The 16,736-nt window shown below is 58.6% G+C and carries 15 protein-coding genes; 12 read left to right on the top strand and 3 right to left on the bottom strand.

All coding sequences use genetic code 11. From position 1 onward, the window contains the following. Positions 1-12: 12 nt before the first annotated feature. On the bottom strand, positions 13-1,095 hold the full coding sequence (locus QZ534_RS09230) for a patatin-like phospholipase family protein (RefSeq protein WP_296933894.1): 1,083 nt from the start codon (positions 1,093-1,095) through the stop codon (positions 13-15). A gap of 195 nt (positions 1,096-1,290) precedes the next feature. Between QZ534_RS09230 and QZ534_RS09225 the strand changes: the two genes are divergently transcribed. Continuing rightward, the gene (locus QZ534_RS09225; protein ID WP_296933892.1) at positions 1,291-2,358 is read left to right on the top strand and encodes a GGDEF domain-containing protein; all 1,068 of its coding nucleotides are present in this window, start codon (positions 1,291-1,293) and stop codon (positions 2,356-2,358) included. A 19-nt stretch (positions 2,359-2,377) separates the two neighbouring features. On the opposite strand, the gene QZ534_RS09220 is transcribed toward QZ534_RS09225, so the two are convergent. Continuing rightward, positions 2,378-3,298 (bottom strand): alpha/beta hydrolase, encoded by a 921-nt coding sequence (locus tag QZ534_RS09220; RefSeq protein ID WP_296933890.1) that lies wholly within the window; start codon positions 3,296-3,298, stop codon positions 2,378-2,380. A 189-nt stretch (positions 3,299-3,487) separates the two neighbouring features. Between QZ534_RS09220 and folE the strand changes: the two genes are divergently transcribed. The 10 genes from folE (at position 3,488) to QZ534_RS09170 (ending at position 14,813) form a co-directional block, all read left to right on the top strand. After that, positions 3,488-4,063: a GTP cyclohydrolase I FolE gene (gene folE, locus QZ534_RS09215; RefSeq protein ID WP_296933888.1), complete on the top strand. Its 576-nt coding sequence runs from the start codon at positions 3,488-3,490 to the stop codon at positions 4,061-4,063. Positions 4,064-4,087: 24 nt separating this feature from the next. Beyond that, the gene (gene folX, locus QZ534_RS09210) at positions 4,088-4,462 is read left to right on the top strand and encodes a dihydroneopterin triphosphate 2'-epimerase (protein WP_296933886.1); all 375 of its coding nucleotides are present in this window, start codon (positions 4,088-4,090) and stop codon (positions 4,460-4,462) included. 23 nt (positions 4,463-4,485) lie between these two features. After that, positions 4,486-4,923, top strand: coding sequence for a CoA-binding protein (locus tag QZ534_RS09205; RefSeq protein WP_296933884.1), 438 nt, complete (start codon positions 4,486-4,488; stop codon positions 4,921-4,923). A 105-nt stretch (positions 4,924-5,028) separates the two neighbouring features. Further along, positions 5,029-6,345 (top strand): HD-GYP domain-containing protein, encoded by a 1,317-nt coding sequence (locus QZ534_RS09200; RefSeq protein WP_296933883.1) that lies wholly within the window; start codon positions 5,029-5,031, stop codon positions 6,343-6,345. Positions 6,346-6,400: 55 nt separating this feature from the next. After that, complete coding sequence (locus QZ534_RS09195; RefSeq protein WP_296933882.1) at positions 6,401-8,668, top strand: EAL domain-containing protein; 2,268 nt, start codon at positions 6,401-6,403, stop codon at positions 8,666-8,668. A gap of 50 nt (positions 8,669-8,718) precedes the next feature. Beyond that, positions 8,719-9,030: a hypothetical protein gene (locus QZ534_RS09190; RefSeq protein WP_296933880.1), complete on the top strand. Its 312-nt coding sequence runs from the start codon at positions 8,719-8,721 to the stop codon at positions 9,028-9,030. Positions 9,031-9,287: 257 nt separating this feature from the next. Further along, positions 9,288-9,731 carry a MerR family DNA-binding protein gene (locus QZ534_RS09185; RefSeq protein ID WP_296933879.1) on the top strand — a complete coding sequence of 148 codons (444 nt, stop codon included), beginning with the start codon at positions 9,288-9,290 and terminating at the stop codon, positions 9,729-9,731. Between the two features lie 6 nt (positions 9,732-9,737). Then, a complete protein-coding gene (locus tag QZ534_RS09180; RefSeq protein ID WP_296933876.1) occupies positions 9,738-12,359 on the top strand; it encodes a heavy metal translocating P-type ATPase in 2,622 nt (873 codons plus the stop codon). 126 nt (positions 12,360-12,485) lie between these two features. Next, positions 12,486-12,935 (top strand): DUF411 domain-containing protein, encoded by a 450-nt coding sequence (locus tag QZ534_RS09175; protein ID WP_296933874.1) that lies wholly within the window; start codon positions 12,486-12,488, stop codon positions 12,933-12,935. 156 nt (positions 12,936-13,091) lie between these two features. Next, positions 13,092-14,813, top strand: coding sequence for a GGDEF domain-containing protein (locus tag QZ534_RS09170; RefSeq protein WP_296933872.1), 1,722 nt, complete (start codon positions 13,092-13,094; stop codon positions 14,811-14,813). Between the two features lie 51 nt (positions 14,814-14,864). On the opposite strand, the gene QZ534_RS09165 is transcribed toward QZ534_RS09170, so the two are convergent. Next, positions 14,865-15,854, bottom strand: coding sequence for a hypothetical protein (locus QZ534_RS09165; protein WP_296933871.1), 990 nt, complete (start codon positions 15,852-15,854; stop codon positions 14,865-14,867). A gap of 137 nt (positions 15,855-15,991) precedes the next feature. Here QZ534_RS09165 and QZ534_RS09160 point away from each other — a divergent pair, with 137 nt between their 5' ends. After that, positions 15,992-16,666, top strand: a complete 675-nt coding sequence (locus QZ534_RS09160) for a Fe2+-dependent dioxygenase (protein ID WP_296933869.1) — start codon at positions 15,992-15,994, stop codon at positions 16,664-16,666. Positions 16,667-16,736: the final 70 nt, after the last annotated feature.

Below are 16,736 nucleotides of genomic sequence, written 5' to 3'. Positions count from 1 at the left end.
GAAACTCTGCGTTCAGAGCGGCCTGACAACGTCGGGCAGGCGCCCGGTTTCGATGAGCTCCATAAACTCGTCGCCCAACCGGTCACTTTCGGCAATAGCCGCCTGCCAGGCCCGCTCACGACCGGCGTCATCACCAACATAGCACTCGAAATCCTTACGATCCGGAAGTTTCCGGTCAGGCAGGGATTCCAGATAGGTTTTCGAGGGTGCAACCAGCAATACATCCTGCAACCGGGTGGTATCGCCCCGCCGCCAGGGCAACGACTTGTCGAACCAGCCCGGCACCACCTTATCGGTGAAGTGTGGGTATAGCACCACACCCGGCTGTTTGTAGGGCAGATCGAGGTGGTAGTCCAGAAGACCACCGTCACGATAGACGCCCTCGGGTGCACCGGGAATATTACGGACACCGGACATCACCAGGGGAATCGACGCCGAAGCCAGAAGGGCAGGCAACAAGTTCTCGCGGGTCAGCGCCACTTCGTGGCTGGGGAAATCCACCAGCTTCGCCACCGGCGTTTTCAGGCGGGCATCGTGGATGATCCCCCGCTCCATAAAACGGCCCAAATGCCGGCGACTGACCATGTTGGCGCTGATAGCGCTCATCAGGCCAAGCCCCAACCGACCCCTGGCATCCTCCGCCAGCATGCCAAGACTGCGAACAACCACAACGTTGAGCCGGTACCAGGGATGGTTCAGGATGGTGTCTTCCCGGCCACCGAGCAGTTCCTCCAGAAACAGCACACTTTTGCGGCTCACTTCCGCGGCGCTGACACCTTTGGCAAATCGCTGGGCGGTGTAAAGTTCAGCCAGCCGGCCGAGCTGGCGTTTCGGGTCGTCGGAGGACGTCACAGCGGCGAACCGCCAGCTTCCAATGGACGAACCGATCAGTGAACGCTCCTGGGGAACCCGAGGCAGCCAGTCGCCGAATATGGCCTTGTCCAGGCCACTTATTCCCAGGGCCTTGGGGCCTCCGGCTGCGCCTGGAATCACGTGCACGTCTTCTGGTGACAACGGTTTTTCCTTGAGTCGTTGCAAGGCGCGCCGGCCGGCCCGGATGGTCAGGGCCGGTTCTCGGGTGTGAATAGCAGTCATAGGATGGTCCCTGGGCATGTCCCTGAATTAGTCCAGCGGAGTTTAGCGAAGTGGACAAGGGCGGGCCAACTGAACAAAACTAATGGTGGTCATAAACAGCGGTATCTGCTTAATTAGAGAAATGGCCATGCTAGACTTCAACACGATCCCGGCACAGGACGCGGGCGGATTCGACTCAGACAGCGGGAGTATGCTGTGAATTTTTCGGTACCACCCTCTACCCTTGCCACCAACCCGACACTCGCGGTGCTGGGCTTCAAACGCCAGCTGGTCTACCACCTGCATTTCTGGGCGTTCATCGCCGTCGCGCCCCTGGTCATGGTGCAATGGCAGCAATCCCATTACCTGCTGTCTGCGGTACTGGTCCTGTTCTGTGTCAACGCCCTTCTGGTTATCGCATTTCTGAGATTTCGTGGCACCTACTTTCTCAAAGGTCGGCTTTTCCCCCTGCTCGCCGTAGTCAGTGCCGCCTACTCCACCCACATCAATGGCCACGCCGGCCTCTACTGGGCCTACCCCGCTGCCGCGGCCCTGTTCTTCCTGCTGCCCTTGAGAGAAGCCATTGGCAGCAATATCATCTTTGTGGTGGTTATGGCTGTCGTGTCCTTCCTGCGCTTTCCCGAGGCCGATTTCTGGCGAATCACGTTTTCCCTCGGTCTGACCTGCCTGTTTGCCATGATTTTTGCCTTTCTGGTGGGCAAACTCCAGCAGGAGCTCACCCGACTGGCCACCACGGATCCATTGACCGGTTGCCTGAACCGGTCACAGCTTGCCGATATTCTCAACGGCCAGATTCAGATGCGGGAGCGGTATGAGCGGGTGTCCAGCCTGATCTTGCTGGATCTGGACTACTTCAAGACCATTAACGATCAGTGGGGCCACCTGGCCGGTGACAAGGTTCTCACGGAGATGGCGCTGCGTTTGCGAAAGCGACTCCGGGAAAGCGATCAGCTGTTCCGGATTGGCGGCGAGGAATTCATGATCGTGCTGCCGGAAACCCGCCAGAAGGATGCCGATGTACTGGCACACCAGCTTCTGACCAGCATCAGCGCCCGGCCTTTCCTTGAAGACATCAAGGTGACGGCCAGCGCCAGTGTTGCCGAGGTCAGCAAAGGCGAAACCTGGTCGGTCTGGCTCAACCGGGCGGATCAGGCGCTTTACGAAGCAAAATCCCAGGGCCGCAACCAGGTGGTCAACGCCGCCCGGCCGCTGCCGGTTGTGGGCCGGGGCGCCGAAGACATGCCCGATTCGGCTTCGGGCTGAAGCGCAGTATCGGCCAGGGTTACTGGTCGCAACGTTTACGAAATTCCCGGTAGGCGCTGAAAACCTCCCAGGGGCACTCGAAATGCGGGTAGTGCCCGATGTTCCTCAGGGTGACCACATCGCCATCGGGTATCAGTTCGCGGTACCGACGCGCCATGCCGGCTCCAGACACAGGATCGGCCGTACCGGAGATCAGTCGCATCGGTTGCGTCGCCTTCTGCAGAGCGCCAACCCAGCGGTTCCGGTGACAACGGCGCTCCTCCATGAACTGGATCAGGTGATGCAGGATGCCACGCCCGTTGTTGTAGGTCAGCAGATGCCAGAAGTCCTCCATATCCTGACGGTCCGGCGGATTCTGGTTGCCGAACAGCCGGCGGAAGTTGCGCTCGAAACTCCGTCGGGTAAGGCCTCGGCTGATCAAGCCGCCAAAGGGACTTCTCAACAGTTTCTGAATCAGCAACGGATTGTGGACTTCCGGGAAAAGGGCACCATTGAGGAAGCAGACACTGGCAATCCGGAAAGGCAGCCCGCCTTCCTGCTCCCGGGCCAGCAGCTCCTGGGCCACACTGCAGCCATAATCGTGGACCAGCAGGTGCACCGAAGGCAGGCCAAGCCCCTCAATCCAACCCTGGAAGAGGTCGGCCTGATCTTCAATGCTGTAATCGTAGTTGGAGGGCTTGTCCGAAAAGCCGAAGCCCAGCATATCCAGGGTGAGCACGTTGTTCTGCTGAACCAGCATCGGCCAGAGGCGATTCCAGTCCCAACTGGCGGTAGGAAACCCGTGAATGAGGACCAGTGGTTCTCCCGAACCCGCCATCCGACTGAAAATGGCATGCCCCTCGAAACTGAACCACTTACCTCCCTGTTGCCACCCTTCCAGGGTGCCTTCCTCGCGCCCTGCGGCGGAAACCCCACCGACGGTGGGCATCAGCTCTTCCATGTATTGTCCCCGGCGAACATTCACAGGTTGAAACTGTAAAACATCGCAGCCCACGCTGCCATAGCTCCATCGCCCAAACCAGACGGCGGGGCAGCCAAAGTGGTCTTTTCCGGCAATGCCTCCGTAAACGTAGAGATGGTGGGCAAATTGCCTTAAGCTTTGGCCCTCGTAAGACACTGCTAACCGGAAATGATTATGAGCAAACTCCTTGACGACCTCTCCGGCCATTTTCGTGCCATTATCGATGGCCTGGGCGAAGATCCGGACCGCGAGGGTCTGCAAGACACTCCAATGCGCGCCGCCAAAGCCATGCAGTTTCTCACCTGCGGGTACAAGCAGGACCTTGGCGACCTGGTAAACAACGCGGTATTCGAATCCGCCATGGACGAAATGGTCGTTGTCCAGGACATCGAACTGTACAGCATGTGTGAACACCACATGTTGCCGTTCATCGGCAAGTGCCACATCGCCTACTTGCCCGCTGGCAAGGTGCTGGGTCTTTCCAAGTTCGCCCGCATCGTCGACATGTATGCCCGCCGCCTGCAGATCCAGGAAAACCTGACCCGGCAGATTGCCGAAGCCGTCGAAAGCGTCACCGGCGCCAAAGGCGTGGCGGTGGTTATCGAGGCGCAACACATGTGCATGATGATGAGAGGCGTGGAGAAACAGAATTCCCGCATGAAGACGTCGATGATGCTCGGGCAGTTCCGCAAGTCCCAGGCTACTCGCACCGAGTTTCTGACCTTGATCAGCAACAATCGCTGAAGCACCTGACCCTAGGGAGGCCGCATGACAGACGTCCACGGGAATCACCTGGCAAAAGTCCGCATCAAGGATCTTCTTCTGAGAGCCTATATCGGCATCAAGGAGGAGGAAATCAACAATCAGCAGGACGTATTGATCAACGTTGCGCTGACTTACGATGCGTCTGAAGCGGTAAACAGGAATGAAATCTCAGCCGCCCTCAACTATCGCACCATCACCAAGCAGATCATCCATCATGTGGATGGAAACCGGTTTGCCCTGCTCGAGCGCCTGACCCATGAAGTTCTGACCATCGTGATGGAGAATGAGGCGGTTCAGTGGGCCGAAGTGGAAATCGACAAGCCTCACGCGCTACGCTACGCGGAATCCGTGTCTGTGTGTCTTCAGGCACACCGTTAATTCAACCAGGATTCCCCAGCACCATGCCGAGCAACTCCCCGGACCAGATGCGTGACATCCTGACAAGGGTCAGGACCATCGCCCTTGTTGGCGCAAGCCAGAAGACCAACCGGCCTTCCCACGAAGTCATGGAATATCTTCAGGCCCACGGCTACCGAATTCTCCCGGTGAACCCCCGTCTGGCGGGCCAGACGGTACTTGGAGAAACCGTTTACGCCGACCTGCATAGTCTGCCGGAACCGGTGGACATGGTGGATCTTTTCCTGGCACCGGAACGCACCGACGCGGTCATCAACCAGGCCATCGAACTCAACATCCCGGTGGTGTGGCTGCAGATTGGTGTGATCAATGATGAGGGTGCTGCCCGGGCAGAGGCAGCGGGACTGACAGTGGTGATGGATCGTTGTCCAAAGCAGGAAATCCCCCGCCTGGGCATTCCCAGGGTTTCAGAACACTCCTGAAACCTGATCTGAATCAGGAACTGCGTCACACTTCAGGCACTCTTCTGTAACCGGTCTGTCAGGTCTGACATAATCACCGGACATAAACAGAAGACTGGTAGAGCCATGTGGTTCCGACGTAAATCCAGCAAACAGCACCGACACCCGGTATCGGCGCACTCGGCGATAGCTGCCAACTCCGACGCCCCTGTTTCGACCCTCCAGCGTGTGAGACTGCCGGTGGATCTTCTTCAGCCCGGCATGCGCATTGTCAGCCTGGACAGGCCCTGGACCCAGGTACCGTTTCTGTTCCAGGGGTTCACCCTGACCGATGACAACCAGGCTCAGATTCTGCGGCAGTACTGTGAATGGGTACTGGTGGAGGACGAGGAAGAACGCCTGAATCCGATACTCGATCAGATTTCGGTACTGAAGCGGCGTACCAACCAACCGCTCCCCGAAACCCGTTCGCTGCAACAGGAACTGCCCAGGGCGCAGGCGACCTGGAGCCGGACCCAGGCCTTTGTGGAGGAGGTCACCCGACAGATCGAAGCCGGCAACGACCTTGATCTGCAGAGCGCCCGCCCCATCATCCGCGAATGCGTGGACAGCGTGAAGGCCAATGCCAGCGCCATGTTCTGGATGAGCCGCATCAAATCCCGGGACGCCTACACCGCTGAACACTGTCTCAGGGTGGCTATTTTCTGTGTCGCCTTCGCCCGCTTCCTGGGGATGCCGGATGAAGACCTGGAAACCGTCGGCATGTGCGGACTGTTGCACGACCTCGGCAAATTAAAGGTACCGGACGAGATCCTCAACAAACCCGGGGCCCTGACGCCGGAAGAACACGGCATCATGCGCCAGCACACCACCCTGGGTTACGAATTGCTTCGCGCCGATCCGCACCTTGATCCGATCATCTGTGATGTTTCCTGCCACCACCACGAACGCATTGATGGCCGCGGCTACCCGAAACAGCTGGCAGAATGGCAGATCAGCCGGTTTGCCCGCCTGGTTTCCATCGTCGATGCCTTCGATGCCATCACCAGCGACCGATGCTACCGGGACGGACTTCCGGCTTCAGATGCCATCCGCATCCTCTTCAGAAACCGCGGCCAGCAGTTCGATGCCACCATGGTGGAAGCATTCATCCGAATGATCGGCGTGTACCCGCCGGGCAGCCTGGTAGAACTATCCACGGGCGAAGTAGCCATCGTAGTGGCGACGCACCCCGGACGAAAGCTGAAACCCAGGGTGGAGGTGTTGCTCGATGGCGAAAAGCAACCCGTGACACCCCGGATCATGGATCTTGGATCGGTGGGGGCAGAATCTGGTCAGGCTGTACCGGACATTGTCCGGCCGTTGCCCGATGGCGCCTTTGGTGTCTCACTTCGGGACCGAATCAAGCAACTGATGGCGGTAGCCGATACAAATGCCTCATAATTGCGTGGGCAGTGCCAACTGCCCGGCACCATCGTTTCAAGTCACGGAGTAACCTGTGGATCAACCTGCATCACCCCCAAAAGCTGTTGTTTCGGGCCTTTTGAGCCCGGCATTTCCGGTGGTGATTTTCCTGGTTTTCCTGGGCCTGGCAGCCGGCCTGCGCTACGGACTGGTTCAACAGGACAAGAGCCAGGTCGAAGCAAATCTGGCCAACGAAGCCCGGGCCATGGCCAACCACCTTGAGCGGGAGTTCCTGGTCCACGCGGAGGCGATTCGGCGCATGGCCAAACGCCTTGAGGCAGACCCGGCCAAAACCGAACAGGAGTGGCGACGGGATGCCCGCAACTACCTCGACGACTTCGGCGTTTACCAGGCCATCGAATGGATTGATTCCGATTTCATCATCCGCTGGTTGGAGCCAATCTCCGACAACGAAGAGGTTATCGGCTACAACGTCGCCTTCAACGAGGAACGCCGCCAGGCACTGGAACTGGCAAAGCAGTCCGGCACCTGGGATCTTTCCGGTGTGATCGATTTGCGCCAGGGCGGCAAGGGCATGGTGATTTATGCGCCTGTCGGGGCCGGCTCTGACAACAATGGCTTCATGGCAGGCGTGTTCAGAATGGAAGTGCTGGCACGCCAGCTTCTCACCGAACGGGTGCTGGAATCCTTCCGGGTTGAAATCCGCGAAGCCGGTGAAGTGACCTATGAGCTGAACGTGTCGCAGCCAGTCAGCAGCGAATTCTCCAAAAGCCAGGCCGTTAATCTACCGACACTCAATTGGACATTGACCCTGCGCCCGTCCGTCGGTTGGGTCGACCGCCAATACAGCAACTGGCCGGCCCTTACCTTTACCACGTTCCTGTTGATGGGCCTTCTGACCAGCCTGACCACCCTACTGGTGCAGCTCATTCTTAAACGCAACCGTGCCCTGCTGAAGACCCGCCGGGAACTGGATCAGGAAATTGCACAGCGAACCGCTATCCAGAAGGATCTGGCCCGGCTTGAGTCCACCGATACCCTCACCGGTCTGGCCAACCGTCGGTTCTTCATGGAAGACCTGTCCCACACCCTGAACATTGCCGATCGCCAGATGCGGCAGGTTGCGCTGGTGATGCTGGACCTGGACCGCTTTCAGACGCTCAACGACTCCCTTGGCCACCAGTTCGGTGACGAACTGCTGATCAAAGTGTCCGAGCGGCTGAACCGTCTGAGCAACGAACGGCTCCTGGTGGCCTACTCCGGCGGCGACGAGTTCATGTTCTGTCAGCAACAGGTGGATGACATTGACGACATTATCCACCTGCTGGGTCAGATCAAGCAGAGCTTCGACCAACCCTTCGAGGTTCAGGGCCAGTCCCACAGCATTACTGCCACCATGGGCGTGGCCGTCTACCCACAAAGCGGTCTGGACGCGGATACGCTGTTGCGGAACGCAGACATTGCGCTCTATCGCGCCAAGGAACAGGGCCGGAATACCTACCAGTTCTACACCGAGGGCATGCAGGAACGGGAAGTCATGCGCCTGGAGCTGGACAAGGATCTTAGCCAGGCCCTGGCCAACAATGAATTCGTGCTCTTCTATCAGCCTCAGCTGAACCTCGACACCGGTGAAATCCAGAGTGTCGAGGCGCTGATCCGCTGGCGCCATCCCCGCCGTGGTCTTTTGCCGCCGGTGGAATTCATCCCACTGGCCGAGGAGAGTGGCCGGATCACCGATATTGGCCGCTGGGTGGTCATGGCGGCCTGTCGGCAGCTGGCGGCCTGGAAAGGCACGCCCCAGGACGGCCTGCGCATTGCGGTCAATCTCTCGGGCCGAGAGCTGGATGACGAAAATCTGGTGGATCACATTCGGGAAGCCCTGGCGGCGGAAAATGTGCCGGCGGATCGTCTGGAGGTTGAGCTGACCGAGGAGATCTTCATCCAGAACATCGAGCACAACCTGAATCAGCTGTCCCGTCTGCACCAGCTGGGTGTGCACCTGGCCATTGATGACTTCGGCGTGGGCTACTCGTCGCTCGGTTACCTGCGTGATTTCCCGGTCGACCTGCTGAAAATCGACCGTTCGTTTATCACGGAAGTCACGGAGCGCCATGACGATGCGGTGATCACCCGGGCGGTGATTAACCTGGCTCACAACCTGGGTATTGAGGTGGTGGCCGAGGGGGTTGAAACAGAGGAGCAACTGAACTTCCTCAAGAGCTACCGTTGTAACTTTGCCCAGGGTTATCTGATCAGCCGCCCGATTCCGGTTTCGGACCTTGAAAAGGCTCTGGCCTCCGGCGTTCTGGTGGCGGGTATTACGGCAGATTCCGGATTGTAATTGCAGCGAGCGGTCCCCAAGATACGGATAAACTCTTTTGGTGTGATTCTATGGCTGCGCAATACCTGACTCCGGAACAGGATGAAAAGATCCGCCAGTGGGAACGCTGGAACCGGAACTATTTTATTTTTGCCTTTGTGGCACTAACCATCATTCTGGTTTTCAGCAGCCAGCTGGGGTTGTCCAGCGGTGACAGCTGGGGCCCCCTGGGTGTTCTGATCGCGGCCCTGATCACGCCCATCATTGTTCTGCAGCTGAAGCTGGCCTGCCCGGCCTGTGGCCATAAACTTGGCTGGCAGGCGAAGCTGATGGCGCCGGACCAGTGCAAGACCTGCGGGACGTTTCTTCGCTCCCGGGATTGATAGCCTTCCTTCGATTTTCCCTCCTCGAGAAAACCTTTGACCTGTGAGTTGCTCACAGGTTTTAGTCTATTTATGGTGACTTGGAGGTCGCCGTATCGGTGCGGGGTGGGCTTCCGAAAACCGCTGCAAGTACGTCCGTGTACGCTTGCGCTGAGCCATCCGTGGCTCAGAGCATTTTCGGAAGCCCACCCCGCACCAATACTCCGCCAACGGTAGCGATATATTCCTGACAATCTCCTCATGGGGAGTTGAGGCAAATGAAAGTAAAAGAAATTGCAGACGCCGCTGGGGTAAATCCGGATACGGTGCGTTTCTACACCCGGGAGAAACTGCTTCAGCCAACCCGTAACCCGGACAACAACTACCAGCAATACGATACCGAGGACCTTCGGCGGCTTCGATTTGCCCGGAAGGCGCGCCAGCTGGGGTTTTCGTTGCCGGAGATTCGACAGATTCTGGATCAGGCGGACGACCATCATTCACCGTGCCCGATGGTTCGGGATGTGTTTCAGCACCGTCTGGCGGAAGTTGAGCGGGAGATTCGGGAGCTGCAGCAGTTGCGCAAGCGGATGACCGCGGCGCTGGCTGCCTGGCAGGACATGCCGGATGGCACGCCCGATGGCCATACCATTTGCCGGTTGATCGAACACTGGGATGATCCGGCGCCCTGTTGCGGGGCAAGCGAACAGAACGAGGAGTGATTCTGGATGACTGACACACCTGTTTTGCAAACCACGCTGAGCATTTCCGGGGCTTCCTGCCAGGGCTGCGCCAAGAAGATTCGCAATGCGCTCGAGCCGTTGACCGGCGATACCGAGCTGGTTGAAGTCGATCTGGAACAACAGACGGTGGCCTTGCCGGAGGGCGTGGATGCTGCTGAGGCAGCGCGTATTGTTACCGAGACCGGCTATCCCGCTGAGCCTGTCGAGGAAGACGCGGAGCCGGCCAGTTGCTGTGCTTCCGGGAACAAGAGCGAGAACCATACCGGTGACGATTCCGAAAACCGGGCAACAGCCGAAGAATCGGTTCCGTCGAGCCCTGAAGCGACAACAGGGGACAGCGGACAGGTCCATCTGTCGGTAACCGGTGCCACCTGTGCCTCCTGCGTCAACACGATTGAGAAGGCCCTGATGTCGGTCTCGGGTATCCGCCATGCCCATATGAACCTGGCAGACAACACCGCCACAGCCACCGGAGATGCCGATCCGGAGGCGCTGGTGAAGGCGGTTGAGAGTGCCGGTTACGGTGCCAGCGTGATTGAGGACGAGGACGAGGCCGACGATCGCAAGCAAGAGGAAGACCGGAAGCAGTACCGGACTCTGCTGGTGAAGATGGCGGTAAGTCTGGGTCTGGGGCTTGGGTTGATGGTCTGGGGCATGGGTTTCGGTACCATGATGGTCACCGACGCCAACCAGGGCACCTGGCTCGGGCTGGGTGTGCTGACACTGATCGTGATGGCCGCAACCGGTGGACATTTTTATACCGGCGCCTGGAAGGCATTCAGGCACCACAACGCCAACATGGATACCCTGATCGCCCTGGGGACCGGCACTGCCTGGCTGTATTCGATTGTTGTGGCCAGCATTCCCGGCGCGTTGCCGGAAATGGCCCGCCATGTCTACTTTGAAGCCTCTGCGATGATCATCGGTCTGATCAACCTGGGTCAGGCACTGGAGCTCCGTGCCAAAGGTAAAACCTCGGAGGCGGTGCGCCGGCTTCTGGATCTGCGGGCCAAGACCGCAAGGGTGATTCGCAACGGCGAGGAACGGGACATTCCGGTCGAGGAAGTCCAGAAAGGGGATCATATCCGGGTCCGGCCCGGAGAAAAACTTCCGGTGGATGGTGTGATTGCCGAAGGTTCCACTCGCATCGATGAGAGCATGCTCACCGGGGAGCCGATGCCAGTCAGCAAATCGGAAGGCGAAGAGGTGTCTGCGGGTACTCTGAATACCCACGGTTCGATTGTCTACGAGGCCACCCGGGTGGGCAGCGAGACCGCGCTGGCCCAGATCATCCGGCTGGTGAAGAAAGCACAGGGCTCAAAGCCTGCTATTGGGCGGCTTGCAGACAAGATCTCCTCGGTGTTTGTGCCCACGGTGATGCTGATTGCCCTGGTGGCGGCGCTGGTCTGGTACAACGTTGGGCCGGAACCCGCGGTGGTGCATATGATGGTGGCGGCCACCACGGTGCTGATCATTGCCTGCCCCTGCGCCCTGGGCCTGGCTACGCCCATGTCGGTTATGGTTGGCGTTGGCAAGGCGGCGGAATACGGCGCGCTGATCCGCCAGGGCGATGCCCTGCAAACCGCGGGCAAGCTGGATCTGGTCATACTGGATAAAACCGGCACCATTACCGAGGGCCATCCGGCGGTGACCCGGGTTCACGTCAGCGATAGCGATGAACAGCGCCTGCTGGCAATCGCGGCGGGGTTGGAACAACATTCCGAACATCCTCTGGCAGAGGCCATTCTGGCGAAGGCCAGGGAGGAAGACGTTCAGCTGGAGAAGGTCACTGGTTTTGAAGCCCTGAATGGCAAGGGCGTGCAAGGTGAACTCGACGGCGAACCCGTGCGGCTCGGCAACCGGAAGTGGCTGGAACAGGAAGGCATTGACCTGGGCGATCTGGCTGATGCCGCCCGCGCGATTACCGAAGAGGCCGGTACCCCCCTGTTCCTGGCATTGGGCGGCAAGGCGCTTGGGGTAATCGGTGTCGCCGACGCCATCAAGCCGGATTCAAAAGCCGCCATCCGGCGCCTCCATGACGCGGGCATCCGGGTGATGATGGTCACCGGCGATGTCGACGGTACGGCTAGGGCCATCGCGAAAAAGGCCGGGATCGATGATTATCGCGCGGAAGTACTGCCCGAAGACAAAGCCGAGGTAGTCAGCGAAATGCGGGGCAAAGGCTTTACCGTGGCCATGGTCGGCGATGGCATCAATGACGCCCCGGCCCTGGCTGCCGCGGATGTGGGCTTTGCCATCGGCACCGGCACCGACGTGGCCATTGAAAGCGCCGGCATTACTCTGATGCGGGGTTCACTCCATGGCGTGCCCGATGCCATCGAGATCTCCCGGGCCACGGTGAAAAATATTCACCAGAACCTGTTTGGCGCGTTCGTATACAACACAATGGGTATTCCGGTGGCTGCCGGCCTGCTCTACCCTGTCTGGGGCATACTGATGAGCCCGATTCTGGCCGGCGCTGCCATGTCCCTGTCTTCGGTCACCGTGGTCTCGAATGCCAACCGCCTGAGGTTGTTCCGAACCAGCCACCGTCCGGAACGGAACGACAGCAACAGTGATCCGAAACAGCAACAGGAGCGGAACTGATGGAAACACTACTGGTCAACGCTGGAGGTCTTGCCCTGATGGCAGCCATCGTCTGGTGGTTCTGGCTTTCCGGTTCTGACGACACAGGTTCTAATGACCATCAACATCACCACTGAGGTACTTGCCATGAAAAGACATACCCTGGCTCTTGGCCTGATGGCAGCTCTGGGTTTCAGCACCACATCGCTGGCCGCGGGCGCCGCCCAGAGCATCCACGTCTACAAATCGCCCACCTGTGGCTGTTGTGGAGACTGGATCGACCATCTCGAGGAAAATGGCTTTGATGTTTCCGCCACCGATACCAACGACATGGGCCGGATCAAAGCCGATGCGGGCCTGATTGCCGGTCTTGGCAGTTGCCATACCGCGTTTGTCGGCGATTACGTCATTGAAGGCCACGTACCTGCCGATGACATCAAACGCCTGATCAGTGAAGCGCCAAAGGCCACAGGCCTGAGCGTGCCGGGCATGCCAATCGGGTCACCCGGCATGGAGATGGGCGACCGGAAAGATCATTACAAGGTCATCCTGTTCAACGAGGCCGGACAAACCCGGATCTTCTCCCAGCACAATTAACGCGAATCACGCGGCAAGGGCCGGTATTTATCGGCCCTTGCGGTCGCTTATTCCTCCCGGTTCCAGCCTGCTCCTGTCTGTTTTTTCTACACTATGGTTACCCAGTGTTCTATCATTGGCGCCCAGAAACCCGGAAAAATCCGAGAGGGATACTCGTTGAGTCTTAAAACCCGCATCCTTGGTCTGGCCGCCAGTCTCATCATCGTGGCTTCTGTGGCTTCGTGGCTGGCCTATCGGGAGTTGTCCGAGAGCATCATCGAACGCTGGGGCCAACAGGTCGCGGAAATTCAAGTGCGCTACGACAGCGCCCGCCTGCTGCAGTCCCTGGAACGGGAGATCGGGCTCGCCAAACAAATGGCCAGTTCCTCCGCCCTGATCAACTGGGCCACCAATCCCGATGACGCCGCGCTCGAAGCTGAAGCCATCCGCCAGATGGAAAGCTTTCGTTCCAATTTCCGGGACAACAATTACTTCGTTGCCCTGGTCGAGAACGGCCACTATTACTACAACAACGAGGAAAACGAATACGCTGGTGACCAGTTCCGATATGTGCTGGATAAAGACAAGCCGGATGACGCCTGGTTTTTCCAGCTTATCGACGAAGGGCGCGACTTCCACCTCAACGTCAACCCGGATACCGAACTGGGTGTCACCAAACTCTGGATCGATGTGTTGATGCGTGATGAGTCCGGCGGAATAGTCGGCATGGTCGGTACCGGCTTGAGCCTGGACGCTTTCCTGCAGGATATTGTCGACATCGGACAGGAGGGCATCACCACTCTGTTCGTGGATTATAACGGCGCCATCCAGCTATACCGCGACCGCAACTACATCGATTTCGCCAGCATCATCAAGCCCGAAGGCCAGAAGAACACAGTCGACCTGCTGTTCGATGATCCCCAGGACAAACAGCAGATACTCGGGATGCTCCAGCTGCTTAAGAAGCGGGGCGATCAGGCCGGTCAGGTGGAGAGCGGCTTTGTGACCGTGGACGGCCGCAAGCACCTGGCCGGCGTTGCCTTCCTGCCGGCAATTGGCTGGTTCGAGATCACGCTCCTTGACCTCAATACGCTGTTACCAACCAGCTACCTTTGGCCGCTGGTAGCCGTGTTCCTGACTACCCTGTTGGTCACATTGGTGCTGTTCCACCAGATTATCCAGTCCCGGATTCTCAAGCCCATCATGAGTCTGGAGCACGCCGTGGAAAAGGTCCGGGAAGGCAGCTTCGACCTGCCACGGCTGGAGAAACCGGATAACGAGATTGGCTGGCTGGCCGACCACTTCGAGAAAATGACCCAGACCCTCGGCCACTCCACCCGCGAGCTGGAAGAAAAAGTCGCGCAGAGAACGGACGAGCTGAACCGGCTGGCCCGGATTGACCCCCTGACCGGCCTGAAAAACCGTCGCGGTCTGGATGAGGTATTGGAAGAGGAAATCCAGCGCGCCCGTCGCCAGGAGGCCGGCTTTGGTGTGATCTGGCTGGACATTGACCATTTCAAAAGCATCAACGACAACCTCGGCCACCAGGCAGGGGATCAGATCCTGTGCAGGGTCGCGCTCTGGCTGAAAGCCGGGGTTCGCCCCTACGATCACCCGGGACGCTGGGGTGGCGATGAGTTCGTGGTTTTTCTGTCACCCTGTGATCAGACCACTCTGGACCAGATTGCCAGGCGCATTCGCGAACTGGTGGAACAGGAGAGTCGCAAAACCGGTACACCAGTGACAGTCAGCGTCGGGGGCTTTTTTGCCCGTCCCGGCGACAACAGCGACACCATCCTCAGGCATGCCGACCGCGCGCTCTACCGCGCAAAAGCCGGTGGCCGTAACCAGGTCTGCATCGACACGCTGGATGATCAGACAGCCCTTTCCGAAGACTGACAGGAAAAGCCGGGGCCCAAAATCAAAGACCCCGGCAAAAAACATCAGGAATCAGTAGAGGAATGGCGCCAGGGCCAGTTCCAGGCGCGCCTGGGCAGCGTAGACATTTGCTACGGGTACGGCAGGCTGCTCAGGCGGCACGGCTGCCGGCCAGGCTTTCTGAAGTTCCTCCAGCGCCTTCACTGCATCACGCCAGGCTTCCTTGTTCTGCTTTTTCAGTGTGGCCTGATGGCTGTCCAGGTAGTCGCGCGCTGCGCCCACGAAGCCTCGCCCGTCCTGATATTCGTGGACCGCAACGAAGCGCCCATCTTCCAGTGCCTCGTCATATTCCAAAACTGCCTGCTTGGTGAGAGAGAGCACCACTTTTGAAACGGTTCCCGCGCTCTGCGCATTCTTGCTACCGGCAGCTTTAACCGCTTTCTCAAGACCTACCCAGGCGGCCTGGAATTCCTTGTTGATGTCACTCCAGCTGTCTACGTCACCTGCCTGATTCGCCAGTGCCTCCAACTGTCCGCTCAGGGCTTTTTGATTCCGGCTTTCAAGACCCGGCGCAACCATGCCGTGGAGCTCAACCCAGGGATGGGTCAGGTGAGGACGGCCGTCAGCAACCTGGCCAGCTTTGATCAATTCACGCGCCGCCATCAGATGTCCCTGCATCATCTGCAACATGGCCACATAGGCACCGTCGGAGTCGACGGCGGACACAGCGGCAGATCCGCCTTCTCCGCCTTCTCCGCCTTCTCCGCCTTCTCCACCTTCGCCACCTTCGCCACCTTCGCCACCTTCGCCACCGGCGGCAAAGTAACTGAATGCAGCTCCGGCTTCGCCACCTTCACCGCCATGATTTTCACCGCCTTCTCCACCGTGGTGTTCACCGCCTTCACCTCCGTGGTATTCGCCGCCCTCGCCGCCTTCGGCTGAGCCGGAGGACATCATGCCGTCGTGATGCTTGTCTTTGTGCTCACTGGCAATCACTCCAGAGCTGGCCATCAGGGTAGCCATACCGATACCGGTCCAGAGTTTCAGCTTTTCATTCTTCATTCTGTCCTTTCTCCTTTTAGAAACCGACTGCTGCGCGTAATCAACAACGGTAAGATTGATGGTCTGTCCGTAGTGGTGCATGATGCGCCACAGCAAACATTGATTGCAAATAATTCGTATTAAGAGTTGAGAAAATCATGATTATCTGTATCGACAAGATCCTGAGCACTGAACAGCTCCAGCGTATCCGCAGCGCTCTTGACGGCGGTCACTTCCGGGACGGGCGGAGTACGGCCGGATGGCATGCAAAGCTGGTCAAAAACAACGAACAACTGAAGGTTTCCGGAAGCCAGGCGGAAAGCCTTCGTGCTGAAGTTGAAAAGGCCCTGACTGAGCACCCCCTGTTCCAGATGGCAGTGAGGCCTGCGAAGCTGACACCGATCATGTTCAGTCGTTATCGCGATGGCATGACTTACGGTAATCACGTGGACGATCCCGTAATGGGCCGCGGGGCCGAGAGGTTGCGGACCGATGTTTCCTTCACGCTGTTCCTGGACGATCCTGAAAGCTACGATGGGGGTGAACTGGTGACCGAAACCACGGCCGGTGAGCAATCCTACAAATTACCGGCCGGCGCGGCGGTGGTCTATCCGTCCTCAACCCTGCACAGGGTCGATCCGGTCACGCGGGGCCAACGCCGTGTCGCTATTGGTTGGGCCCAGAGCACCATCCGGGAACCGGCCCAGCGGGAGGTGCTTTTTGACCTCGACACAGCCCGGCGACAACTGTTTGAACGTGAAGGCAAGACCTCCGAATTCGATCTGCTCACCAAATCACTGGCCAACCTCCAGAGATTCTGGACAGAAATCTGATTTGCGTATTCTGCTATCTGACGCATAGAGCCATAACCGTTATACTCCGCCCCATCATTCATTTTTTACC

The sequence above is a fragment of the uncultured Marinobacter sp. genome (genome assembly GCF_913055835.1).
Lineage (GTDB): Bacteria > Pseudomonadota > Gammaproteobacteria > Pseudomonadales > Oleiphilaceae > Marinobacter.
The sequence above is the reverse complement of the archived record's forward strand: the minus strand, read 5'-3'. Positions and strand labels throughout refer to the sequence as shown.

Bases quoted from the DNA above. Each gene is read 5' to 3' on its own strand.
- QZ534_RS09230 (WP_296933894.1), bottom strand. From the start codon at position 1,095: ATGACTGCTATTCACACCCGAGAACCGGCCCTGACCATCCGGGCCGGC.
- QZ534_RS09220 (WP_296933890.1), bottom strand. From the start codon at position 3,298: ATGGAAGAGCTGATGCCCACCGTCGGTGGGGTTTCCGCCGCAGGGCGC.
- folE (WP_296933888.1), top strand. From the start codon at position 3,488: ATGATTATGAGCAAACTCCTTGACGACCTCTCCGGCCATTTTCGTGCC.
- folX (WP_296933886.1), top strand. From the start codon at position 4,088: ATGACAGACGTCCACGGGAATCACCTGGCAAAAGTCCGCATCAAGGAT.
- QZ534_RS09205 (WP_296933884.1), top strand. From the start codon at position 4,486: ATGCCGAGCAACTCCCCGGACCAGATGCGTGACATCCTGACAAGGGTC.
- QZ534_RS09200 (WP_296933883.1), top strand. From the start codon at position 5,029: ATGTGGTTCCGACGTAAATCCAGCAAACAGCACCGACACCCGGTATCG.
- QZ534_RS09190 (WP_296933880.1), top strand. From the start codon at position 8,719: ATGGCTGCGCAATACCTGACTCCGGAACAGGATGAAAAGATCCGCCAG.
- QZ534_RS09185 (WP_296933879.1), top strand. From the start codon at position 9,288: ATGAAAGTAAAAGAAATTGCAGACGCCGCTGGGGTAAATCCGGATACG.
- QZ534_RS09180 (WP_296933876.1), top strand. From the start codon at position 9,738: ATGACTGACACACCTGTTTTGCAAACCACGCTGAGCATTTCCGGGGCT.
- QZ534_RS09175 (WP_296933874.1), top strand. From the start codon at position 12,486: ATGAAAAGACATACCCTGGCTCTTGGCCTGATGGCAGCTCTGGGTTTC.
- QZ534_RS09165 (WP_296933871.1), bottom strand. From the start codon at position 15,854: ATGAAGAATGAAAAGCTGAAACTCTGGACCGGTATCGGTATGGCTACC.
- QZ534_RS09160 (WP_296933869.1), top strand. From the start codon at position 15,992: ATGATTATCTGTATCGACAAGATCCTGAGCACTGAACAGCTCCAGCGT.